The organism is Pseudomonas izuensis (assembly GCF_002356535.2).
In the GTDB taxonomy this organism is placed as follows: Bacteria; Pseudomonadota; Gammaproteobacteria; order Pseudomonadales; family Pseudomonadaceae; genus Aquipseudomonas; species Aquipseudomonas izuensis.
The window spans coordinates 5761972-5784590 of the sequence record NZ_AP017423.2 but is presented as its reverse complement, the minus strand read 5'-3'; the positions used below and the strand labels follow the sequence as shown (position 1 = coordinate 5784590).

The following is a 22619-nucleotide window of genomic DNA, read 5'->3' as shown; positions in this document are numbered from 1 at the left end:
GCTGGCGCGTCGCAATTATTTTTGTAGGACAAAGCTGAAACGCTCTTCAGAAAAGGCTCAAAGGGCCGATGGTTAGGCTGCATATCGCTTTCTATCCCAGTCCATCGGTGCACCCCATGTTCAATAAACGCTTGAAGCAGGAGCTGTCGGCTCTTCGCGAAGAACTCTCCAGCCTTCAGCAAGTGAAGGAAAGTCTGGAAAGCGAGATGCTCGTGCTGACCCTTGATGCTGATGGGCGGGTTCAATCGGTCAATCAGAACTTTCTCAGCGAGATGCACTACAAGAGCAACGAGCTGATCGGACGGCACATCGAAGACATCTTCCCGGATCACGTAAAAACGGACGAATTCCAGCTGCGTTTCAAAACTGCAATGAACCGTGGTGAGCACTTTGCGGGTGCTTTACGCCTGCTGCGGGGCACGGGTCAGGAGGCGTGGTTGCGCTCGATCTTGCAGCCCGTGCGCTCGGCAGACGGCCGGATCAAGCAATTCTCGATTTTCTCCAGCGACCTGACCCGTACCATCGAAGCCTCCCGCGAACATGAAAACCTGATCGGTGCCCTGGTGCGCTCGACCGCAGTGATCGAGTTCGACCTCAATGGCATCGTACTGACCGCCAATGATCGTTTTCTCTCCGGCATGGGTTACAGCCTGGCGCAGATCAAGGGCAAGCATCACCGCACCTTCTGCCTGCCGGAAGAGGCCAACAGTGCCGAGTACCAGAATTTCTGGCGCCGTCTGAACGCGGGTGAGTACGTGGCTGACCGTTTCAAACGTATCGATAGCCATGGTCGTACGGTTTGGCTGGAGGCTTCCTACAACCCGGTACTTGATGCCAACAACAAACTCTACAAAGTGGTGAAGTTCGCCACGGTGATCACCGATCAGGTCAATCAGGAACAAGCCGTTGCCGAAGCGGCGAATATCGCCTACGGCACTTCCCAGCAAACCGACCAAAGTGCCCAGCGTGGCAATGCCGTGGTGACGCAGGCGGTGGATGTAATGCGAAATCTGGCCAAGCACATGCAAACCGCCGGGGATGGCATCGAAGCCCTGAACGAGCAGTCGCTGGTGATCGGCACCATTGTCAAAACCATCAGCGGCATTGCCGAGCAAACCAACCTGCTGGCGCTCAATGCCGCCATCGAAGCGGCCCGCGCCGGCGAGCAGGGAAGAGGTTTTGCCGTGGTGGCGGACGAGGTCCGGCAACTGGCCTCGCGCACCAGCCAGGCTACCGATGAGATCGTGCTGGTGGTGCGTCAAAACCAGGACATGGCCCGCAATGCCGTGGCCCTGATGACCGACGGCAAGCTCCAGGCGGAACAGGGCCTGGCGCTCGCGGCGGAGGCAGGCACGGTCATCGTCGAGATCCAGGACGGAGCCCAGAAGGTGGTGAACGCCGTAGGACAATTCGCCAATCAGTTGTCGACCTGAGGCGCTCCCCTGTAAGAGCGAGCTCGCTCGCGATGGTCTTCAACGATAACGCGAGCTGCCTGGGTGCCCGCGTAGTCCAAACGCCCATCGCGAGCAAGCATCGCTCCTACAGGTAGAAGGACCCGCTACAATCGGCTCCTTTCCCCAGGAGCAGACATCCATGAGCGTTTCCCACCGCCGTCCGGTCCCGTTGCCAAAGGCTTATCGTTTGCTCAATCACGGGCCGACCGTGCTGGTCAGCGCAGCCCATGGTGGCGAGCGCAATATCATGGCGGCAGCCTGGGCCATGCCGCTGGATTTCGAACCGCCGAAAATCGCCGTGGTGCTGGATAAATCCACCTGGACCCGGCAACTGCTGGAAGCCTCGGGCACCTTCGTGCTCAACGTTCCCTGCGCCGCGCAGGCCGATATCGTGCAAACCGTCGGTACGACGTCCGGGCTGGAACTGACTCGGGAGCAGGGACGTGACAAGTTCCAGACCTATGGCCTGCCGACCTTCGATGCCGAATTGATCGACGCACCGATGCTCGATGGCTGCGTTGCCTGGCTGGAATGCCGATTGCTGCCGGAGCCCGATAACCATCAACAGTACGACCTGTTTCTGGCTGAAGTGATTGCCGCCCAGGCCGACGAGCGCGTGTTCAGTGATGGGCGTTGGCACTTCGAAGGCCAGGACGCGTTGCGCACCTTGCATCATGTGGCGGGTGGGCACTTTTTAACCATCGGCGAGCCGGTGGACGGCCAGACCTTGCAGCCGTAAGGTGGCGAATACGCGAGCCATAAGCACATTCACATTGGGGGCAGGCAATGAGCAAATTGCGTGTAGGAATTATCTTTGGGGGCCGCTCGGCGGAGCATGAAGTGTCGCTGCAGTCGGCGAAAAACATCGTCGATGCCCTGGATCGTTCGCGTTTCGAACCGGTGCTGATCGGCATCGACAAGCAAGGCCACTGGCACCTCAACGACCCTTCGAACTTCCTCTTGAACCAGGAAAATCCGGCCCTCATCGCGCTCAATCAATCCAATCGCGAGTTGGCGGTCGTGCCGGGCAAGGCCAGCCAGCAGTTAGTGGAAACCTCCAGTCAGGAGCTGTTGGGACATGTCGATGTCATTTTCCCGATTGTCCACGGCACCCTCGGTGAGGACGGCTGCCTGCAAGGCCTGCTGCGCATGGCGGATCTGCCGTTTGTCGGTTCCGATGTGCTGGGATCGGCAGTGTGCATGGACAAGGACATCAGCAAACGCTTGTTGAGGGATGCGGGGCTGGCGGTCACGCCGTTCGTAACCCTGACCCGCGCCAGCGCGGCACGCAGCCGATTCGACGAAGTGATGGGGAAATTGGGGTTGCCTCTCTTCGTCAAACCGGCAAACCAGGGTTCATCCGTAGGGGTGAGCAAGGTCACCGACGAAGCCGAATACACGGCGGCGATCGAGCTGGCACTGGGGTTCGATGAAAAAGTGCTGGTCGAATCCGCCGTCAGTGGCCGCGAGATCGAATGCGCGGTGCTTGGCAATGAAAACGCCATCGCCAGCGGTTGCGGTGAGATCGTGGTGCACAGCGGGTTTTATTCCTACGACAGCAAGTACATCGACGACAAGGCCGCTGAAGTGGTGGTGCCGGCCAACATCAGCGTCGAGGCCAACGAGCGCATCCGTGCCATGGCGGTCGAAGCGTTTCAGGTGCTGGGGTGTTCCGGACTGGCGCGGGTCGATGTGTTTTTGACCGACAGTGGCGAAGTGCTGATCAACGAAATCAACTCCCTGCCGGGGTTCACCCGCATCAGCATGTACCCGAAACTGTGGCAAGCCACCGGAATGACCTACAGTGAACTGGTCACGCGGCTGATCGAACTGGCCTTGGAAAAACACCAGGCTCGACGGGCTCTGAAAATCAGTCGATAGGCGGGTGCGACATTGCGTCATGCCCGTTCGGACAGAATGATGCTGTAGGTTGTATACAAAAATAACCATCAGAGGCTACAAACCAATGAAAGTCAGCGCCCGCAACGTCTTCAAAGGCACCATCAGCCAAGTGCAGTCCGGTGCCGTCAATGCGGAAATATCCCTGAAACTGCCCGGTGGCAATGAGCTGGTGGCGGTGGTCACGATGGAAAGCGTGAAGAACCTTGGCCTGGCGGTGGGCAAGGAAGCGGTCGCGCTGGTCAAGGCACCTTGGGTCATGCTGATGACCGACTCCAGCGATATACGCCTGTCGGCGCGCAACTGCCTTGAAGGCAAGGTCACCCACGTCACCGATGGCGCGGTGAACGCCGAGGTCGTCATCCAGCTCGACGGCGGCACCGAGGTCTACTCGATCGTCACGCGCGATGCCGTGGCTGAACTGGGCCTGGCTCCCGGCGTGAGTGCGACGGCGGTAATCAAGGCGTCGCACATCATTTTGGGTGTGCCGGCCTGATTTCAAAAGTCAGCGGGCACCTGATCAGGCCTGTTTCATAGGCTTGATCAGGCTCTGCGCCGGTATGCCAAATAGCTCATGGAGCTTCCAGATCATCGGCAGGGTTAATGCGCGTTTGCCATTGAGTACTTCATAGACTCGATTGGTACGACCAATAGCCGGCGCAAGATCAGCAGCAGACAGCCCGGATTGCTCCATTCCCGGTAAGCCCTTTCTCACGCCTGCGTACGACTCAATCCCCCAACGCTTCCCCCTCACGCCGAGGGTCCGCGCCTCCGGCCAATGACGCTTTGCCCTGCGCATCCTTGACCCGGACGATTGCCTGGGTACCGCTGGTCATGTCGATCTCGCTCACGCTGTGCCCCTTGTCCTTCAACGCCTTGATCAGTGCGGGGCTGAACTGTCCGCGCTCCAGTTCGGTCGGGCCGTTGCGGCTGCCGAAGTTGGGCAGGTTGATGGCCGTTTGCGCATCCAGGTTCCAGTCGAGCAGGCCGACGGTGGTTTTGGCGACGTACTCGATGATTTGCGAGCCGCCGGGTGAGCCGACGCTGGCGACGAATTCACCGCTCTGGCGGTCGAAGATCAGCGTTGGGGCCATGGATGAGCGTGGGCGCTTGCCCGGCTCGACGCGATTGGCGACTTTTTTCCCGTTCTCTTCGGGGATGAACGAGAAGTCGGTCATCTCGTTATTGAGCAGGAAGCCCTGAACCATCAGGTGCGAGCCGAAGGCGGATTCGATGGTGGTGGTCATGGACACGGCGCCACCCTGGTCATCGACAGCCACCACTTGCGAGGTAGAGATTCGCAGCGGTGAACGATCCGTCGCGTAAGCCACCTGAATGCCCGGTGGCGTACCCGGTTGGGCCGTGCCCATGCTGCGCTTTCCGATCAGGGCGGCGCGGCCGGCCAGGTAGGTCGGATCCACCAGGCCTTTGACGGGTACCGGCACGAAGTCCGTATCGGCCACGTATTGGGCGCGGTCGGCGTAGGCCAGGCGTTCGGCTTCCGATATCAAGTGCACAGCATCGGGAGACGGTTCGATGCCGGCGGGGGCGTTGGTCTTGACCGGTTTCATCGGCGCCAGGGCAAAGCGTTTGTCGCGTGTCTCCAAGGCCTGCAGGGTACCGAGGATCTGCGCCACGGCAATCCCTCCCGATGACGGTGGCGGCATGCCGCAAACCTGCCAGCGTTTGTAGTCAGTGCACAGGGGCGCGCGCTCCTTGGCGCTATAGCCCGCAAGGTCGTTCAGCGACAGGCTGCCCGGGTTGGCGTGGCCCTGAACCTTGGCCACGATCTCTTGGGCGATGGCGCCTTTGTACAGGGCATCCGGCCCTTCCTTGGCGATGCGCTGGAACACCGCGGCCAGTGCCGGGTTCTTCAGGCGTGTGCCAATGGCTTTCGGGCTGCCGTCGGCATTCAGGAAGTACGCGGCCATGTCGGGTGAAGTGCGCAAGGACGAATCCGAGGCGATCAACCCATACAGGCGCGGTGATATGGCGAAGCCTTGCGAGGCGAGTTCGATGGCCGGTTCGAACAGTTGCGCCCAAGGCAGGCGTCCGTGCTTTTGATGGGCCAGCTCAAGGGCGCGCAATACGCCAGGCGTCCCCACCGAGCGCCCGCCAATCTGCGCCTGGGTGAACGGCATCGGTTGCCCGTCGGCTTGCAGGAAAAGTCGCTCGGTGGCACCCGCCGGTGCCGTTTCTCGACCATCGTACGTGCGCACGGACTTGCCATCCCAGAGCACGATCAACGCGCCACCGCCGATGCCTGACGATTGTGGCTCGACCAGCGTCAGCACCGCCTGCATCGCAATCGCCGCATCGATGGCCGAGCCGCCGCGACGCAGCATCTCCCGTCCGGCCTCAGCCGCCAGCGGGTTGGCGGCAGCCGCCATGTGTTGTGTGGCGTATCGGGTCTGCAGATCGGTGCGATAACCGGAAGCGCTTTCCGGTGCGAGCGGCAGCGTCGACTGCGAAGGTGAAGAGGGCGGGGCGTTGCAGGCAGCCAACGTCAAGGCAGTGGCGATCAGCGACAACGCTGTCAGGCGAAAGCGGCTCAAGTGGAAGGCTGAAAACACGTTGGGCACTCCGTCCGTTGGATAAAGGTTCAGCGGACTTTATCGACCACCACGCAGTGACGCAAACCGGCGCCCGTGACAAAGACGTTTTTGCTCTTCATGAATGGGCGGAATGTCTGTAGGGTCGTTGCCAACAACCAGGCCAGAAAATCAGCAAGAGGCAATCATGCACACCGAGTTCCCGACCCAGCCAAGCTACCGCTCCCAGCGTGAACAATTCCTCGCGGTGGCGACCGCGGCCGGGGCGACGCTCTCCGAGTACCCACACCCGCTCAAAGGGCCGTTCGGCGAGGATTTGAGCACCGACGTGGCGGTTCTGGGCGATCCTGCAGCCAAACGCCTGCTGATTGCGCTGAGCGGTACCCATGGCGTCGAGGGCTACTATGGCTCGGGTTGTCAGATCAAATGGCTGCAGGAAATGGGCAAGCGCTCGTTGCCGGCGGATGTGGCCGTGGTGATGATCCATTCGATCAATCCCTGGGGCATGGCGTGGTTGCGGCGGGTCAACGAAGACAATATCGACCTGAACCGCAATCACCTGAACTTCGACGGTCCGTTGCCGGACAACCAGGCCTATGACGCGCTGCACGAAATCTATGCGTGCTCGCAGTTGCAAGGTCCCGAGCGTGATCGCGCGGATGCGCTGCTCGACGAGCAAGTCCGCCAACATGGCTGGCCGGCGGTGATGTCGATTGTCGAAGGTGGTCAGCACCGGCATCCGGACGGACTGTTTTATGGTGGACTGGCGCCGAGCTGGTCGAACCGGACGTTGCATCAGATCATTCAGAAGCATGTATCTCATGCCGATGTCGCCCTGTGCTTCGACTTGCATACCGGTGCCGGCGAGTACGGTCATCCGATGTTGCTGACGATTACCCAAACCGCCTATCCGGCACGGGCCGATGCCCAGGCGATTTATGGCCCGTGGCTCTACACCTTGCAGACTGGCGCGCAGACGCTGAGCGAAACCGGCGTGGCGGCCACCGCCACCGGCTACACCTCCCAGGCGTTGATCGATGCGCTGCCCCAGGTACGGTTGATGCCGTTCGTCATCGAATGCGGGACCTATCCGGGGGCGGATGTGCATCGTCATCTGCGCGACGACCACTGGCTGCATTTGCATGGCAATCCGAGTGATGCCGTGGGGCGTGACATCAAACTGAATCTGCTTGAACAGTTCTATCCGGCTGATAGCGATTGGCAGGCGATGGTCTGGCTACGGACCTGGCAGATCTGGGAGCGGGCGTTGTCGGCGCTGCCAACCATTCGCACCTGATACCTGTAGGAGCGAGCCTGCTCGCGATGAACGAAAGGGCGCCGTGGGGCATCAGGCTGCCAGCGTCATCGTTCACGACCATCGCGAGCAGGCTCGCTCCTGCAATGCGGTCGCTTTTCTCGAGGCATAAAAAAACGGCCTACCTTTCGGTAAGCCGTTTTTAGTACTTGGTGGCTACACAGGGACTTGAACCCCGGACCCCAGCATTATGAATGCTATGCTCTAACCAACTGAGCTATGTAGCCAAGTGGCGCGCATTATTCACCGGGAATGCAGATGCGTCAAGCGTAAATCTAAAATATTTCTCTACACTATCAACCGTTTATCAAAATCCCTCGTTCAACAGCGGTGAAGGGCAGCGCTGAAACCAGCGAGTTGCCTGTTCATAAGCGTGGGCCAATTGCAGGACGGCGAAATCGGCCTGGTGCCTGCCGATGATTTGCAGGCCCATCGGCAAACCGTTCGCGTTGAAGCCTGCCTGCACGTTTGCCACCGGACAGCCGGACAAGGTGCCAGGAATCACCACCTCCATCCAGCGGTGATAGGTGTCCATGGTCACGCCTTCAATCGACGTGGGCCATGGCTGGTTTTTATCGAACGGGAACACCTGGGCACTGGGCAGCAGCAGATAATCGAAATCTTCAAACAGCCGGGAGATCGCCCTGTACCAGTTACTGCGGTCCACGGAGGCGGCAAACACATCGCTGGCCGACAGTTTCAAGCCGTGTTCGATTTCCCAGCAGGCTTCCGGCTTCAGCAGTGCACGTTTTTGCGGGTCGGCATAGGTCGCCCCCAAAGAGCCGGCGACCATCCAGTGACGCAGGGTCCGCCAACTGCTCCACAGCTGCTGCGGGGCGAATTCGGGCTGCACCGCTTCGATGTGGCAACCGAGGCTCTCGAAGTCGGCGAAAGTCTTTTCGCAAAGTTCGAGAATGCCTTTCTCCATTGGTAGATAGCCGTTGAAATCCCCCAGCCAGCCCAGGCGAGTACCTTTGAAGTCGCGCTCCAGCGGTGCCGTGAAGGCGCTGCCGGATTCGGCGATGGACAGCGGCGCCCGGGCGTCGGCACCCGCCTGCACGGACAGCAGTAACGCGGCGTCGCGCACGCTGCGACCCATAGGGCCCTCGTAGCCAAGTTGATCAATGAACAGATCGGCGCTGTCATCGAAGGGCACACGCCCCTGGGACGGGCGGAAGCCGAAGATGTTGTTGAACGCGGCCGGGTTGCGCAACGAGCCCATCATGTCGCTACCGTCGGCCACGGGCACCAGGTGCATGGCCAGCGCCGCCGCCGCGCCACCGCTGCTACCGCCGGCGGTTTTACTCGGGTCATAGGCGCAACCGGTGGCGCCGAACAGCGGGTTGTAACTCTGCGAGCCGAGGCCGAATTCCGGGGTATTGCTCTTGCCGATGATGATCGCGCCGGCCGCCTTGAGCCGCTCTACCATGATCCCGTCGCGATCGGGGATAAAGTCCTTGTACAGCGGCGAACCCAGCGTCGTACGGATGCCGCGGGTCAGCGACAGGTCTTTGACCGCATGGGGCAGGCCATGCATCCAGCCGCGGTAGTCACCCCTTGCCAGTTCGGCGTCACGCAGGTCGGCCTGAGCCAGCAAGTCTTCCGGCGCTTGCAGGCTGATCAGCGCATTGACCCGCGGGTTGAATCGGTCGATATGGGCCAGGTAAGTCTGCATCACTTCCCGGCAGGAAACCTGGCGCAAGCGAATGCGCTCGGCGAGTTCATGGGCCTGCAGCAGGACCAGTTCGCTGATGTTATTAGAAGTCATTGCAACGCTGCCTTTCGGACGGCTGGAGAAACACCCCGTCACCGGACGGGGCGGTAGAAATCAACGCATCAGGCTGGTCCAGAGACGGTCGGCGAGGCGGATTGCACCTTCGCCGCAGGTCTTGCTGAACACCACCTGGGTGCCTTCGGGAATATGCAGCTCCGGGGCGTCCTTGAGGCTGGCGTCGAGGAATGGTTCCACACCCTTGATCGGGCTTTGATGCTTGAGGAAGTTCTGGGTCATGGCGGCATTTTCAGGCTGGCTCAGGAACTCGATGAGCGCCTTGGCATTTGCCGGGTTCTTGCTGCCCGTCGGAATCACCATGTTGTCGACCCAGGCCAGTACGCCTTCTTTCGGGTAGAGGTATTTCAGGCCGGGTTTCATTTCCCGGGCGCGCATTGACGAACCGCCCCAGAACATCGACATGTCGACTTCGCCCGCGGCCAGGTTCTCGCGGATCGAGCCGGCCTTGGAGCTGTAGGTCTTGACGAACGGTTTCTGCGCCTTGAGCAGGCTCAGCACTTGCTGCATCTGCTTGGGGTCTTCACTGCACAACGGGATGTTCAGGTACAGGCTGGCCATGTCGATCTCATCGCTGACCGAATCGAACATGTTGATCCGCCCCTGCAACTCGGCCGGTGGCTCGTAAAGCACCTTGTAGCTGTCGGCCGGGCCCTTGTAGCGTTCGGTGTTCAGCACCACGCTGGTGGTGCCCCAGATGAATGGCACGGAATAGGCGCCTTCCGGGTCCCAGGAGGGTTTTTTCAGGTTATCGACGACGCTGGCGTAGTAGGGCTCTTTCGCCGGGTCGAAGCGTTCCAGCAGGTTTTCCTTGATCAGGATCGGAATGAACTGGTGCGACGGAATGGCCACGTCGTAACCCGCGCCGCCCTGTTTCAGCTTGGCCAGCAAGGTTTCGTTGGAGTCGTAGGAATCCACCGTGACTTCGATGCCGGTCTGCTTTTGGAACTTGGCGAGGATCTCCGGCGAGAAGTAACCGCTCCAGCTCACCACATTGAGCTTTTCCGCGGCCTGAACGCCGCCGGCCAAGGTCAACAACAACGAAGTCCCGATGCTTGCAATCAACTTGCTCATGCTATTTCCCCACGGTACGTAGAAAGTTCAGGTGTTCTTTTTGCCCAGCAGCCAGGAGAGGCTGACGAACAGCACCGAGACACCCAGGATCAGGGTCGACACGGCGTTGACGTCGGGTGTCACGCCCATGCGCAACAGGCCGAAGATGAAGATCGGCAGGGTGGTGGTGCCAGCCTGGGAGACCATCATCGAGATCACGAAGTTATCCAGCGACACGATGAACGCCAGCATCAGCCCGGAGAAAATCCCCGGCATCAGCAGCGGCAGGGTGACCTTGCGAAAGGTCCGCCACGGGCCGGCATAGAGGTCGGCCGATGCTTGCTCCAGCGACAGGTCCATGTCGTTGAGCCGCGCCCGAATCGGCAAGTAGGCAAACGGGATGCAAAACACGGTATGGGCGATGATCAGGTTGCCGTAGCCCAGGGACAGGCCGAGGGTGGAAAACAACGCCAGCGTGGCGACGCCCACCACGATTTCCGGCAGCACCAAGGGCAGCATGATTGCGCCCATCGACAGTTGCAGGCCCTTGAATTTCGCGCCACGGGACGTGCCGAGGGCGGCGAGGGTGGCAATCGCCGTGGCGATCATGCTGGCGCATACGGCAATTAACAGGCTGTTGCCGGCGGCCTGGCGCAGGGCCTGATTGGCGAACGCCGCGCGGTACCAGTCCAGGCTGAACCCGGTCCACACCGTGGCAGACTGGTTGGCATTGAACGAGAACACCACCAGCACCACGATCGGCGCGTAGAGGTACAGGTAGAACAGGAAACTGAAGCCACCGAAGCCCGGAAAATCCTGCACACCCAGGCCGTTTCGTTTGAATGGACGCAGCATCATGCACCTCCCTTGGCAATGCGTTGACGTTCGGCGCGCAAGGCATACACCGTCAGGACCAGCATCACCGCAGCCATCAGCACCAGCGACAGCGCCGCGCCGAAAGGCCAGTTCCGTGCATCGCTGAACTGCCGGAAGATCAGGTTGCCGAGCATCATGCGCGTGCCGCCGCCCAACAGTTCCGGGGCGATCATCGCGCCCAGGCACGGCACGAAGGTGAGGATTGCGCCGGCGAAAATCCCCGGTCTGGCAATCGGCAGCACCACCTTGCGCAAGGTACGTACACGTCCGGCGTAGAGATCCTGGGCAGCCTCCAGCAGGCGGATGTCCATCTTTTCCAGCGTCGCGTAAATCGGCAGCACCACAAAGGGCGCGTAGGTGTAGACCAGCCCCAGCAGCACTGCGCCGTCGGTGTAGAGCAGTTGCAACGGCTGGTCGATGACGCCAAGGCCTATCAGGCTGTTGTTGATCACGCCCGTGTTACGCAGCAACAGAATCCAGGCGTAGGTGCGGATCAACAGGTTGGCCCAGAACGGCACCGTGATCAGAAAGATCAGCAGGCCGCGCCGATGTGCCGGCTGCATTGCCAGCCACACCGCCACCGGAAAGCCGATCAGCAAGGTAATGAGGGTCGTCAGCCCGGCGATGCCAATGGAGCGCAGGGCGATCAACAGGTAAGAATCGGCGAAGGCCAGGCTGTCATCCAGTTGTCGTTCGAACAGTAACGAGGTGTAGGCGTCGCTGCTGAAGACTTTGTTCACCCCGCCGTAGGGGTTGGCTTCCATCAATGAATAGGCGATGACAATCAGGATCGGCACGATCAGAAACAGGCCGATGGCGATCAGCGCCGGGCTGACCCCGAGAAAGCTCTGGAACGCCCGACGACGCTCCAGGGTATTGGCGATCGGTATCGCGTGCATGGCAAATCCTCGTGCTCAATCGTGCAGGACGCTGGCGCTGCCGCTGTCAAACAACAGACCGGCCTGGGTGCCGACGGCGAAGCGCAGTTTGCGGTCGACGCAGTTGGGCGTACGCACGGTGAGGCGCGAGCCGTCGCTGAGGCTGACTTGATATTGCAGGTCGGTGCCCAGGTAAATCTGAGCATCGACCCGGCACGGCAATGCGCCTTCGGTGCTGGCAGGCGTCAGGTGCAGGCGCTCGGGACGCACGGAGAGCGCAACGCTGGCGCCGACCTGAACATCGCTGCAGGGCTGCGCCGGCAACGGATGCCCGGCGGGGCCGGCGAACCAGGCCAGGCCGTCTTCGACGCGAGTCACGGTGCCCTCGATGAAGTTGGTTTCGCCAATGAAGTCCGCCACGAAGCGATTGCGCGGCCGCTCGTAGATGTCTTCCGGGCGCCCGACCTGCTGCACTTCGCCTTCGGACAGCACGGCGATGCGGTCGGACATGGTCAGCGCTTCTTCCTGGTCATGGGTGACGAAGATGAAGGTGATGCCGGTCTTGGCCTGGATGGTTTTCAGCTCCTCGCGCATGGCCTGGCGCAGCTTGAGGTCGAGGGCCGAGAGTGGCTCATCAAGCAGCAAGACCTTGGGATGCGGCGCCAGCGCCCGTGCCAGTGCAACGCGCTGTTGCTGGCCGCCGGACAGTTGCGCCGGTTTGCGTGTGGCGAAGCGCTCCATCTGCACCAGCGCCAGCATTTCGCGTACGCGCTCGGCGACTTGGGCTTTGGTCATCACCTTGCCCATCGGGTGCGATTCGAGGCCGAAGGCCAGGTTCTCGGCGATGGTCATGTGCGGAAACAGCGCGTAGTGCTGAAACACCGTGTTGACCGGACGTTCGAAGGGCGGTCGATCGGCGATGTTTTCGCCGTAGAGCAGAATCTCGCCTTCGGTGGGAAATTCGAACCCGGCGATCATCCGCAGGAGGGTGGTTTTGCCGCAGCCGGAAGGGCCGAGCAGGGTGAAGAATTCGTTGTCGCGAATGTCCAGGTCGATGCTTTTCAGCGCCACCGGGCCGGTCTTCGGATCACCGTAGACTTTGCGCACCGAGCGGATGGACACCGCCAGTGTTTGCAGCGAATGCAGGGCATTCATGCGTTACCTCCGATTCCCCCATCGCCTGCGGATACGCTGAAATCAGCTGTGCCGTCGGGCCATGGATATTATTTTTTTGGGCAGGATCGAGATGTGTTCGGGTGTATTGAGCCAGCTGTTTTTTGTTTTGCTGTGCGTCGATTATCAGTGAGGGGTTGCGGGGGCGAAACTTCAATTTTAACATACGAGCTGTTAAATAATTTAACAGCAGAGGGTGCCCGCAACCATGCCTGATCACCGTTTACCGCCGCTGAACGCGGTGCGTGCCTTTGATGCGGCGGCCCGTCTCGGCAGCTATGTCGAAGCCTCCAGGGCGCTGCACGTGACCCAGCCTGCAATCGGTCGGCATGTGAAGTTGCTGGAGGAATGGCTGGGCACTCAACTGTTTGAGCGCACGTCCCGTGGCGTGACCCTGACGCTGGCAGGTGAGAAATATCACCGCAAGATTGCGGCGGCCCTGCAGCTGATTATCGAGGCGGGCAAGGAGGCGCGGCCCAAGGACGCCGAGCGATGGCTGCGCATCATGGTGGTGCCGGGGTTTGCCAAGCGCTGGCTGATGCCGCGCATTGAGGTCATGCGTCATTTGCGGCCCGGCCTGAAGTTCGCCATCGAGCCCAACTCCACCTTCACCGATGTCGACGGTAAAAGTGCCGACCTCGGCATTGTCTACGGCCTGGACGGACAATATGCCCATTCCCGCGCCAGCCTGATCCGCCCGCGGGTGTTCCCGATCTGCACCCCGGGTTATCTGGCCGGCATCGCCCCCATCAACAGTCCCGCTGACCTGGTGAAACACAACCTGATTCACGTCGATGATGGCGAGTGGTGGAACCTGTGGTTTGCCGCCCATGATCTGGATGTGCACCTCAACTCGGACATGCTGTACGTCAACAATGACCACGCGCTGTCGGTGGCCGAAAGCGGGCAGGGCATCGCGTTGGCCAACGAAGTGCTGGTGCGTGAAGAGCTCAGGAGTGGCGCGCTGGTGCGGGTGCTGGACGCGGAGGTCAAACTGGAAAGCTATCGCGTGTTGACGCCATCCGCCGAGCTCTCGGCGGACGTGTCGTGGTTTATCCAGTGGCTGAAGACCGAGCTGGAGCAGGACTTTCCGGAGGCGGTGATCTGAGGCCACCAGGCGTGAAGGTGCCTGGTTCCGCTTTTCCTGCAGGAGCAAAGCTTGCTCGCGATGGGGGGCCAGACGACGCGATCTTTAAGACAGGGCGCGTTATCGTTCACGACCATCGCGAGCAAGCATTGCTCCTACAGGGGAACAGGGCTTGCTCGCGATGGCTTCAACTCAGACGAAACCGCCCCGTATTTTCGCTCAACGCCTTGCTGCCCTGACTCAAGGTGTCGGCTGCCTGATTCACTGCCCGTGCGCCTTCGAGCAGGCGGACCGCCGCCTGATCCACCTGCTGGATATTGCCGCTGACTTCATCGGCGGTGCTCGCTTGCTCGTCGACGGCCGTGGCGATTTGCGACAGGGTATCGGTGACACCCTGCACCGCAATGGCAATTTCCCCCAGGCGCTCACCGAGGCCGGTGACGGCTTGTGCATCGGATTGTGCCTGGCCGCAGGCGGCCTCCATCAGGCTGACCGCTTCGTTCACAGTACTGCGCAGGCTATCGACCGTGCCGGCGATCTGGGCGGTCGAGGACTGGGTGCGTTGCGACAGGCTGCGCACCTCGTCGGCCACCACCGCGAAACCGCGACCCTGCTCGCCCGCGCGAGCGGCCTCAATGGCGGCGTTGAGCGCCAGCAGATTGGTTTGCTCGGCGACGCCACGAATGGTGTCGACCACCAGTTGAATCTGCTGTCCTTGCTCACTGACCCGACCCAGGGCGGCTGCGGTATCGTTCAAGCGTTGGTTGAGCTGCTGGATACTCGCCGTCGTGATCTGGCTGTCACGGCTGCTGTCGGCGGCTATGCGTTGGGTGTGCTGAGCGCTTCCGGAGGCCCGCTCGCAGCTTTCGGCCACCCCTTGGGAAGTGGCGGCCAATTGCGTCGCCGCTGCGGCGATCTGGCTGATTTGCAGCTGCTGGGCTTCCACTTCACCGAGGGCATCGCTGGAGTGATGATTGAGGGTTTTCACCGCGTTGCTCAATTGCGACGTCTCGTGATCGACGTCCAGCAGACTGGTACGCAGTTGCACGACGGCGACATTGAGAGCGGTGCTGATGGCTGCCAGTTCGTCCCTACCTTGTACCGGTACTTGCAGACTCAGATTGCCATCGCGCAGGGCTTCGGCCAACAGGGTGATGCCGCTGGCACTGCGGCGGATCGACGCCTGCAAACAGATGAACAGGTACAGCGCGGCCAGCAGCAGGCAACCAAAAATGCTCGCCACGACGATGAACTGGCGAATCGCCGACCCCTGGTAGTCATCCAGGCGGTGATCGAGCGACACCAGCGACTGCTGACGCAGCGCGGCGAGGTCGGTGAGCAGGGCGTCGAGACTGCGCTCGAAATCTTCCGGCTTGAGGGTGATGCTGCCGCCGAACACACCGTCATCGATGACCTTCAAGCCTGAATCAAGGCGTTTCAGGCTTTCGTGGTACTGCCCGGCCCAGGTTTGCAGGGCGCTGGGTAAACGCGATTCGAGCAGGCCAGCGGTTTTGACGAGCTGCTCCCGGGCATCGCCGATTCGACTGCGAAGGTCGCGCAATTGCAGACGGCTTTGCAGAGTGAATTGTCCTGACACCACGGATGCCTGGCCAACGGCTGCAAGGCGTCCGACCCGTTCGATCAGGTCCGGCGCATGCTGTGTGGAGATCTGTGTCAGCAGGTAGGTTTCCAGCCACGGTGCCAGTGTCAGGCGATTGTCCATGGCAATCTGCTCGCGCAAGGCTTGCAGGGCACTCAGGGCGCTGGTGAAGCGGTCGTAGCCGTCCGGCCACCAGCCGACGCTGCCCAGGCTCTTGGAGTCCAGACCGTTAAGGGCATTTTGCAGCGCCTGATAACGGGTCAGGGTTTGGCCCTCGGCGACTTCCTGTTGCAGGGCGTTGTTCAACTCCGCGGTGGCTTGGGCGACCACAGGTTGAACGGCATCGAACGCGGCCATGGCGGCAAGGGTAGCGGGCGTCGGTTGGCGGTTGGTTTCGGTCGCTCGCCAACGCGCTGCGCGATCACGTTGCGCAGCCAGCAGGTTATCGAGTGCATCGAGGGCAAGGAGTTGACGAACCCCGGCACGTTCGCCGGAGATCAAATTCAATTTGTCGCGATAGTCCTGACCGATCATCCACAGGCTGCCGGCCAGTGGCAGGATAAACAGCAAAAACAACAGCTGGAATTTACGCGCAAAACCAAAACGCCCCAGCAGTCCGATCCCCGGTGATAGAAAAGCCTGCATGCCCCATGACTCCTTTGGACACCACGCACTATCGGCGTGCATCAGGGTGCGTATGACCCCGAATTGTGCCCCTTTAAAAGGCCTCGAAAGTTCACCCTCGCCAGCTCTGTAGGCCGACTCTGTGGCGAAACTTCCCATTCTCGGTCCCCTTTGTAAGGGGGCCGCGTTGAAGCGGATAAGCAAGGCAAGATTCAGACCATGGCTATGCGCTATCACTTATTCGGCGATGAACATCAAGGTCGTTAGCAGGCTAAGGGGATGGCGCGGCTGCACTGAAAAATGGCACATTGGCGAACCTGCCCGTGTGCACCCCTCTGTTGTCCGGAATTTCTCATGACTATCAGCAACGTTCAGTCCGCGCCTGCCACTTCACAAAGCAGTCCGCTGGTCATGCGCATCATCGGCGCAGTGGCGCTGGCGCATTTGATCAACGACCTGATTCAATCGGTACTGCCCTCGATTTACCCGATGCTCAAGGCCAGTTATGGCCTGACGTTCACCCAGGTCGGCCTCATTACTCTGACCTTTCAGTTGACGGCCTCATTGCTGCAGCCCTGGGTCGGTTATCACACCGACCGCCATCCAAAACCGTGGCTATTACCCGCCGGCACGATCTGCACCCTGGTCGGGATTGTGATGATGTCGGTGGTGGGCAGCTTCCCGCTGATTCTGTTGGCGGCAGGGCTGATCGGCATCGGTTCCTCCACCTTTCACCCGGAAGCTTCCCGTGTGGCGCGACTGGCCTCGGGCGGACGTTTCGGGCTGGCGCAATCGACCTTTCAGGTCGGCGGCAATGCCGGCTCGGCTTTCGGTCCGTTGCTGGCGGCGGCGATCATCATTCCCTTCGGTCAGGGGCACGTGGCCTGGTTCGGCCTGTTTGCGGTTTTCGCGCTGTTCGTGCTTTACCGGATCAGCCGCTGGTACGCCAACCACTTGAACCTGTTCAAGCTCAAGCAAGGTCAGGCGGCGACCCACGGCTTGTCCAGGGGGCGGGTGATCAGCGCACTGGTGGTGCTTGGGCTGTTGGTGTTTTCCAAGTATTTCTACATGGCCAGTTTCACCAGTTACTTCACCTTTTACCTGATCGAAAAGTTCGACCTGTCGGTGGCCAGTTCGCAGCTGCACCTGTTCCTGTTTCTCGGTGCGGTAGCGGCGGGGACCTTCTTTGGCGGGCCGATCGGCGACAAAATCGGGCGCAAGGCCGTGATCTGGTTCTCGATCCTCGGCGTCGCACCATTCACCCTGATTCTGCCGCACGTCGACCTGTTCTGGACCAGCATTCTCAGCGTGGTGATCGGCTTTATTCTGGCGTCGGCGTTCTCGGCCATTGTGGTGTATGCCCAAGAGCTGGTGCCGGGCAATGTCGGGATGATCGCCGGGGTGTTCTTCGGCCTGATGTTCGGCTTCGGCGGGATTGGCGCGGCGCTGCTGGGGCATTTGGCGGATATTCACGGTATCGAATACGTGTACTTCCTGTGTTCGTTCCTGCCGTTGCTGGGCGTGCTGGCGATATTCTTGCCAAGAACCAAGAAAGCCTGACGATCCGCTACCCTGTAGGAGCAAAGCTTGCTCGCGATGGCCGTTACGCGTTTTGTCAGAAGCACCGCGTTATCGTTCATCGCGAGCAAGCTTTGCTCCTACAGGTTTTCATCATGTCTATTCATCAGGCACAAAAAAGCCGCGTATCAAACGCGGCTTTTTCTTGGGCGGGTGCTTCGTCTTGAAAAACTTAGACGTTGAAGCGGAAGTGCATCACGTCGCCGTCCTTGACGATGTAGTCCTTGCCTTCCAGGCGCCATTTACCGGCTTCCTTGGTACCGGCTTCACCCTTGTACTGGATGAAGTCGTTGTAGGCGATCACTTCGGCGCGGATGAAGCCTTTTTCGAAGTCGGTGTGGATCACGCCTGCGGCTTGCGGTGCGGTGGCACCGACGCGGACGGTCCAGGCGCGGACTTCTTCGACACCGGCGGTGAAGTAGGTCTGCAGGTGCAGCATTTCGTAACCGGCGCGGATCACGCGGTTCAGGCCAGGCTCTTCGAGGCCCAGGGCTTCGAGGAACATGTCTTTCTCTTCGCCGTCATCCAGCTCGGCGATTTCCGCTTCGATCTTGTTGCACACCGGAACAACCACGGCGCCTTCTTCTTCGGCGATGGCCTTGACCACGTCCAGGTGCGGGTTGTTTTCGAAACCGTCTTCAGCCACGTTGGCGATGTACATGACCGGTTTGGTGGTCAGCAGGTGGAAGCCCTTGATCACCGCTTTCTCGTCGGTGCCCATGTTCTTCATCAGGCTGCGCGCCGGCTTGCCTTCGGTGAAGTGAGCAATCAGTTGCTCCAGCAGCCCTTTCTGGACCACTGCGTCCTTGTCACCACCCTTGGCGTTACGCGCGACTTTCTGCAGTTGCTTCTCGCAGCTGTCGAGGTCGGCGAAGATCAGTTCCAGGTCGATGATTTCGATGTCGCGTTTCGGGTCGACGCTGTTGGAGACGTGAATCACGTTCTCGTCTTCGAAGCAGCGGACCACGTGGGCGATGGCATCGGTTTCACGGATGTTGGCCAGGAACTTGTTGCCCAGGCCTTCACCTTTCGACGCGCCGGCAACCAGGCCCGCGATGTCGACGAATTCCATGGTGGTCGGCAGGATGCGTTTTGGATTGACGATGGCAGCCAGGGCTTCCAGGCGCGGATCCGGCATCGGCACGATACCGCTGTTGGGCTCGATGGTGCAGAAGGGGAAGTTCTCGGCCGCGATACCGGATTTGGTCAGGGCGTTGAACAGGGTGGACTTGCCGACGTTAGGCAGGCCGACGATGCCGCAATTGAATCCCATGGTGTTTCCCCTCGGATAAGAGTCAGGCCTTCTGGCTGTGCAGGTTTTTCATCGCGCGGTTCCATTCACCGGCGAGGATATCCGGCAGCACGCCGAGGGCAAAGTCGATGCTGGCATCGAGTTTTTCCTGTTCGGCGCGTGGCGCACGACCCAGGACGAAATTTGAAACCATACTGGCGACGCCCGGGCGGCCAATGCCAAGCCGCAAGCGGTGAAAGGTATTCTGATTGCCCAGTTGCGCAATGATGTCGCGCAACCCGTTGTGACCGCCATGGCCACCGCCAACCTTGAGCTTGGCGACGCCCGGAGGCAGATCGAGTTCGTCGTGCGCCACGAGGATTTCTTCAGGCTTGATGCGGAAGAAACCGGCGAGTGCCGCCACGGCCTGGCCGCTGCGGTTCATGTACGTGGTGGGAATCAGCAGACGAACATCCTGACCCTGATGCGAATAGCGCCCGGTCAGGCCGAAATATTTGCGGTCCGCCACAAGGTTCACGCCTTGTGCGTTCGCGATGCGCTCAACAAAAAGGGCCCCTGCGTTATGCCGGGTCTGTTCGTATTCAGCGCCTGGATTTCCCAGGCCAACGATCAGTTTGATGGCAGTCACGATAGGGGCCCTTCATTGGAGTGGTGGAAAACATCGCCGCAATCAGGGAAAGCGGCGAAAGTGGACGAAAATTGCTCATTTACCATGATGTAAACTCCGCGTTCTCGCCCGCTTTCTCGCTACGCTCTAGTCCGCGATGTTTCCGGTCACTCCGGCGTACAGAGTGAAATTACTCTGCAGCGCCTTCTGCAGCTTCTGGAGCAACACGTGGAGCGTGGACGTTGGCAACAGCCTTGTCATCGCCGTGTGCCAGAGCAACGAACTCAACGCCTTTAGGGGCGGTGATGTCGGACAGGTGAATGATCGAACCGATTTCGGCGTTAGCCAGGTCGACTTCGATGAATTCAGGCAGGTCTTTCGGCAGGCAGGAAACTTCGATCTCGGCAACAACGTGCGAGATTTCGCCGCCTTTCTTGACCGGTGCTTCTTCGTTGATGAAGTGCACTGGAACGATAGCGGTCAGTTTCTGGCCAGCGACTACGCGTACGAAGTCAGCGTGCATCACGTGGCCTTTGGCCGGGTGACGCTGCAGGGCTTTGATCACGACGTTTTGCTTGGTGCCGCCAACGTTCAGCTCGATGATGTGGCTGTAAGCCGCTTCGTTTTCGAGCAGTTTGGCAACTTCTTTGGCCAGCATGCTGATGGATTCAGGGGCTTTGTCGCCACCGTAAACTACAGCTGGAACCAGGCTTGCGAGACGACGCAGGCGGCGGCTCGCACCTTTCCCCAGGTCGGAACGCACTTCAGCATTCAGAGTAAAATCGTTCATGTTGTATCTCCAAAATAGCCATGACCGAGTGGCGTTTGCGACCAGCGCCGAACACGGTATGGGCAAAAAAGCCCCGCCCCGACAGGAATGCCGGGGCGGGGCGCTTTTCGTCAACGAGACATTTCGAGAAGGGCAGGGCCCTTAGCGGAACATCGCGCTGATCGATTCTTCATTGCTGATGCGGCGAACCGCCTCGGCAACTACCGGTGCGATATCCAGTTGACGGATACGCGCACAGGCTTGTGCTGCAGCGGACAGCGGGATGGTGTTGGTCACCACCAGCTCGTCCAGCACGGAATTTTCAATGTTTTCGATCGCCCGACCCGACAGCACAGGGTGCGTGCAGTAGGCGAAAACCTTGGCAGCGCCATGCTCTTTCAAGGCCTTGGCCGCATGGCACAGAGTGCCGGCGGTATCGACCATGTCATCGACCAGGATACAGGTACGCCCTTCGACATCACCGATGATATGCATCACTTCAGAGTGATTGGCTTTCTCACGGCGTTTGTCGATGATCCCGAGATCCACGCCCAGGGATTTGGCAACGGCACGTGCACGCACGACGCCACCAATGTCCGGGGACACGATCATCAGGTTTTCGAAGCGCTGATCTTCAATGTCATCCACCAGAACCGGGGAGCCGTAGATGTTATCTACCGGAATATCGAAGAAACCCTGAATCTGGTCAGCATGCAGATCAACCGTGAGAACACGGTCGATCCCGACTACGGTAAGCATGTCAGCAACGACTTTCGCGCTGATAGCCACACGTGCGGAACGCGGACGGCGATCCTGACGGGCATAACCAAAGTAAGGAATAACAGCAGTGATACGAGTAGCCGAGGAGCGGCGGAAGGCATCAGCCATCACAACCAGTTCCATCAGGTTATCGTTGGTCGGAGCGCAAGTCGGCTGAATAATGAAGACATCTTTACCGCGGACGTTTTCATTGATCTCGGCTGTAATTTCGCCGTCGGAGAATTTACCGACAGAGATGTCACCGAGAGGGATATGCAGCTGACGTACGACACGCCGAGCCAGATCGGGGTTAGCGTTCCCCGTAAAGACCATCATCTTGGACACGCGCAGTACCTGAAGGCTGAGGGTAACCTGGATGAGTATAGGAAAATGGCAGGGGCGGCTGGATTCGAACCAACGCATGGCAGGATCAAAACCTGCTGCCTTACCGCTTGGCGACGCCCCTGTATCTGTTGCAACGATTACCCTGTAATCGGTTCCTTTAGAGCAGACTTTGCAGCTTGCGATGCAACATCGAAATGTTGCTTCCTTTTGCTACAAACCCTGTAAGGGTCTCTGTAAGAAGGGCCGATACTTTATCAGCTTCAGCTTTGCTTGGGAAGCCCCCAAACACACAACTTCCAGTTCCGGTGAGTTTTGCTTCGGTAAATTTACCTAACAAATTCAAAGCGTTACGTACCTCTGGATAACGCCTTGTTACCACCGGCAAGCAGTCATTACGACTGTTTCCCTTGGGAACGGGGCGCACTTTAATGGGAGGAGTGTTACGTGTCAACAACGGATCTGAAAAAATTTCTGCCGTACTTACAGAGACTTGCGGTACCAGCACGACATACCACGGTTCTTCGGGTTCAACCGGCGTCAGTTTCTCTCCCACGCCCTCCGCAAAAGCCGCGTGGCCACGCACGAAAACCGGGACGTCGGCGCCCAGGGTCAGGCCCAGAGTGGCGAGCCGATCGGCGTCCCAGCCCAGCTGCCAAAGATGATTCAGACCGAGCAGGGTTGTTGCGGCATTCGAACTTCCGCCGCCGATCCCGCCGCCCATGGGCAGGATTTTGTCGATCCAGATATCGATACCGAGCGAGCAGCCGGATTGCGCCTGAAGTTTTTTTGCGGCTTTTACGATCAGATTGCTGTCGTGGGGGACGCCTTCGAATTCGGTATGCAGACGAATGACGCCGTCATCGCGCACGGCGAAAGTGATTTCGTCGCCGTAATCGAGAAACTGAAAAAGCGTCTGCAGCTCATGGTAGCCATCTTCACGGCGACCGAGAATGTGCAGCATCAAGTTGAGTTTGGCCGGGGAGGGCAACGTCAGGCGGTTGGCGTCCAT

19 protein-coding genes, 2 tRNA genes and 2 pseudogenes are annotated in these 22619 nt (G+C 59.9%); 8 read left to right on the top strand and 15 right to left on the bottom strand.

Annotated features, from left to right (window positions below):
* Positions 1-68: 68 nt before the first annotated feature.
* From LAB08_RS30875 to LAB08_RS25805, 5 genes and pseudogenes are all read left to right on the top strand, one after another.
* Positions 69-893 (top strand): annotated as a pseudogene (locus LAB08_RS30875) (PAS domain-containing protein); the annotation flags it as partial.
* Positions 873-1433: a methyl-accepting chemotaxis protein gene (locus tag LAB08_RS30870; RefSeq protein ID WP_256658571.1), complete on the top strand. Its 561-nt coding sequence runs from the start codon at positions 873-875 to the stop codon at positions 1431-1433. The pseudogene LAB08_RS30875 and the gene LAB08_RS30870, both read left to right, overlap by 21 nt.
* A 160-nt stretch (positions 1434-1593) precedes the next feature.
* Positions 1594-2193 carry a flavin reductase family protein gene (locus LAB08_RS25815; protein ID WP_096509077.1) on the top strand — a complete coding sequence of 200 codons (600 nt, stop codon included), beginning with the start codon at positions 1594-1596 and terminating at the stop codon, positions 2191-2193.
* 47 nt (positions 2194-2240) lie between these two features.
* A complete protein-coding gene (ddlA, locus tag LAB08_RS25810) occupies positions 2241-3335 on the top strand; it encodes a D-alanine--D-alanine ligase (protein WP_096509078.1) in 1095 nt (364 codons plus the stop codon).
* An 85-nt stretch (positions 3336-3420) separates the two neighbouring features.
* Positions 3421-3849: a TOBE domain-containing protein gene (locus LAB08_RS25805; RefSeq protein WP_096509079.1), complete on the top strand. Its 429-nt coding sequence runs from the start codon at positions 3421-3423 to the stop codon at positions 3847-3849.
* Between the two features lie 24 nt (positions 3850-3873).
* Here LAB08_RS25805 and LAB08_RS25800 read toward each other — a convergent pair.
* Positions 3874-4047 (bottom strand): annotated as a pseudogene (locus LAB08_RS25800) (helix-turn-helix domain-containing protein); the annotation flags it as partial.
* A gap of 34 nt (positions 4048-4081) precedes the next feature.
* Positions 4082-5926 (bottom strand): gamma-glutamyltransferase, encoded by a 1845-nt coding sequence (gene ggt, locus LAB08_RS25795; RefSeq protein WP_096509080.1) that lies wholly within the window; start codon positions 5924-5926, stop codon positions 4082-4084.
* 166 nt (positions 5927-6092) lie between these two features.
* On the opposite strand from ggt, the gene LAB08_RS25790 reads away from it, so the two are divergent.
* The gene (locus LAB08_RS25790; RefSeq protein WP_096509081.1) at positions 6093-7202 is read left to right on the top strand and encodes a DUF2817 domain-containing protein; all 1110 of its coding nucleotides are present in this window, start codon (positions 6093-6095) and stop codon (positions 7200-7202) included.
* Between the two features lie 168 nt (positions 7203-7370).
* Here LAB08_RS25790 and LAB08_RS25785 read toward each other — a convergent pair.
* The 6 genes from LAB08_RS25785 to LAB08_RS25760 all read right to left on the bottom strand — a co-directional run bounded on the left by LAB08_RS25785 (position 7371) and on the right by LAB08_RS25760 (position 12971).
* Positions 7371-7447 (bottom strand) — tRNA-Met (locus LAB08_RS25785).
* A gap of 80 nt (positions 7448-7527) precedes the next feature.
* The gene (locus tag LAB08_RS25780) at positions 7528-8988 is read right to left on the bottom strand and encodes an amidase (RefSeq protein ID WP_096509082.1); all 1461 of its coding nucleotides are present in this window, start codon (positions 8986-8988) and stop codon (positions 7528-7530) included.
* A gap of 60 nt (positions 8989-9048) precedes the next feature.
* On the bottom strand, positions 9049-10083 hold the full coding sequence (locus LAB08_RS25775; RefSeq protein ID WP_096509083.1) for an ABC transporter substrate-binding protein: 1035 nt from the start codon (positions 10081-10083) through the stop codon (positions 9049-9051).
* 27 nt (positions 10084-10110) lie between these two features.
* The gene (locus LAB08_RS25770; RefSeq protein ID WP_372237747.1) at positions 10111-10917 is read right to left on the bottom strand and encodes an ABC transporter permease; all 807 of its coding nucleotides are present in this window, start codon (positions 10915-10917) and stop codon (positions 10111-10113) included.
* Complete coding sequence (locus tag LAB08_RS25765; protein ID WP_096509085.1) at positions 10917-11837, bottom strand: ABC transporter permease; 921 nt, start codon at positions 11835-11837, stop codon at positions 10917-10919. Before LAB08_RS25765 ends, LAB08_RS25770 begins: the two co-directional genes overlap by 1 nt.
* A 15-nt stretch (positions 11838-11852) precedes the next feature.
* On the bottom strand, positions 11853-12971 hold the full coding sequence (locus LAB08_RS25760; RefSeq protein ID WP_096509086.1) for an ABC transporter ATP-binding protein: 1119 nt from the start codon (positions 12969-12971) through the stop codon (positions 11853-11855).
* Positions 12972-13197: 226 nt separating this feature from the next.
* Between LAB08_RS25760 and LAB08_RS25755 the strand changes: the two genes are divergently transcribed.
* A complete protein-coding gene (locus LAB08_RS25755; protein ID WP_096509087.1) occupies positions 13198-14097 on the top strand; it encodes a LysR substrate-binding domain-containing protein in 900 nt (299 codons plus the stop codon).
* A gap of 166 nt (positions 14098-14263) precedes the next feature.
* Here the strand turns inward: LAB08_RS25755 and LAB08_RS25750 are convergent, their stop codons facing one another.
* Entirely contained in the window at positions 14264-16321 is a 2058-nt protein-coding gene (locus LAB08_RS25750; RefSeq protein WP_096509088.1) for a methyl-accepting chemotaxis protein, read from the bottom strand.
* A 333-nt stretch (positions 16322-16654) separates the two neighbouring features.
* Here LAB08_RS25750 and LAB08_RS25745 point away from each other — a divergent pair, with 333 nt between their 5' ends.
* Entirely contained in the window at positions 16655-17860 is a 1206-nt protein-coding gene (locus tag LAB08_RS25745; protein WP_096509089.1) for an MFS transporter, read from the top strand.
* 190 nt (positions 17861-18050) lie between these two features.
* Here the strand turns inward: LAB08_RS25745 and ychF are convergent, their stop codons facing one another.
* From ychF to ispE, 6 genes are all read right to left on the bottom strand, one after another.
* Positions 18051-19151, bottom strand: coding sequence for a redox-regulated ATPase YchF (ychF, locus tag LAB08_RS25740; RefSeq protein WP_096509090.1), 1101 nt, complete (start codon positions 19149-19151; stop codon positions 18051-18053).
* Positions 19152-19173: 22 nt separating this feature from the next.
* Positions 19174-19758 (bottom strand): aminoacyl-tRNA hydrolase, encoded by a 585-nt coding sequence (gene pth, locus LAB08_RS25735; protein WP_096509091.1) that lies wholly within the window; start codon positions 19756-19758, stop codon positions 19174-19176.
* Between the two features lie 169 nt (positions 19759-19927).
* Entirely contained in the window at positions 19928-20527 is a 600-nt protein-coding gene (locus LAB08_RS25730) for a 50S ribosomal protein L25/general stress protein Ctc (RefSeq protein ID WP_096509092.1), read from the bottom strand.
* Positions 20528-20668: 141 nt separating this feature from the next.
* A complete protein-coding gene (locus LAB08_RS25725) occupies positions 20669-21610 on the bottom strand; it encodes a ribose-phosphate pyrophosphokinase (protein ID WP_003171603.1) in 942 nt (313 codons plus the stop codon).
* Between the two features lie 46 nt (positions 21611-21656).
* A tRNA-Gln gene (locus tag LAB08_RS25720) sits at positions 21657-21731 on the bottom strand.
* A 36-nt stretch (positions 21732-21767) separates the two neighbouring features.
* Entirely contained in the window at positions 21768-22619 is an 852-nt protein-coding gene (ispE, locus tag LAB08_RS25715; protein ID WP_096509093.1) for a 4-(cytidine 5'-diphospho)-2-C-methyl-D-erythritol kinase, read from the bottom strand.

Coding starts and splice junctions, on each gene's coding strand:
- LAB08_RS25780 (WP_096509082.1), bottom strand. CDS start 8,988: ATGACTTCTAATAACATCAGCGAACTGGTCCTGCTGCAGGCCCATGAA.
- ddlA (WP_096509078.1), top strand. CDS start 2,241: ATGAGCAAATTGCGTGTAGGAATTATCTTTGGGGGCCGCTCGGCGGAG.
- LAB08_RS25760 (WP_096509086.1), bottom strand. CDS start 12,971: ATGAATGCCCTGCATTCGCTGCAAACACTGGCGGTGTCCATCCGCTCG.
- LAB08_RS25770 (WP_372237747.1), bottom strand. CDS start 10,917: ATGCTGCGTCCATTCAAACGAAACGGCCTGGGTGTGCAGGATTTTCCG.
- LAB08_RS25805 (WP_096509079.1), top strand. CDS start 3,421: ATGAAAGTCAGCGCCCGCAACGTCTTCAAAGGCACCATCAGCCAAGTG.
- LAB08_RS25745 (WP_096509089.1), top strand. CDS start 16,655: ATGACTATCAGCAACGTTCAGTCCGCGCCTGCCACTTCACAAAGCAGT.
- LAB08_RS25750 (WP_096509088.1), bottom strand. CDS start 16,321: ATGCAGGCTTTTCTATCACCGGGGATCGGACTGCTGGGGCGTTTTGGT.
- LAB08_RS25815 (WP_096509077.1), top strand. CDS start 1,594: ATGAGCGTTTCCCACCGCCGTCCGGTCCCGTTGCCAAAGGCTTATCGT.
- LAB08_RS25775 (WP_096509083.1), bottom strand. CDS start 10,083: ATGAGCAAGTTGATTGCAAGCATCGGGACTTCGTTGTTGTTGACCTTG.
- LAB08_RS25765 (WP_096509085.1), bottom strand. CDS start 11,837: ATGCACGCGATACCGATCGCCAATACCCTGGAGCGTCGTCGGGCGTTC.
- LAB08_RS25790 (WP_096509081.1), top strand. CDS start 6,093: ATGCACACCGAGTTCCCGACCCAGCCAAGCTACCGCTCCCAGCGTGAA.
- LAB08_RS25730 (WP_096509092.1), bottom strand. CDS start 20,527: ATGAACGATTTTACTCTGAATGCTGAAGTGCGTTCCGACCTGGGGAAA.
- ispE (WP_096509093.1), bottom strand. CDS start 22,619: ATGGACGCCAACCGCCTGACGTTGCCCTCCCCGGCCAAACTCAACTTG.
- LAB08_RS25755 (WP_096509087.1), top strand. CDS start 13,198: ATGCCTGATCACCGTTTACCGCCGCTGAACGCGGTGCGTGCCTTTGAT.
- ychF (WP_096509090.1), bottom strand. CDS start 19,151: ATGGGATTCAATTGCGGCATCGTCGGCCTGCCTAACGTCGGCAAGTCC.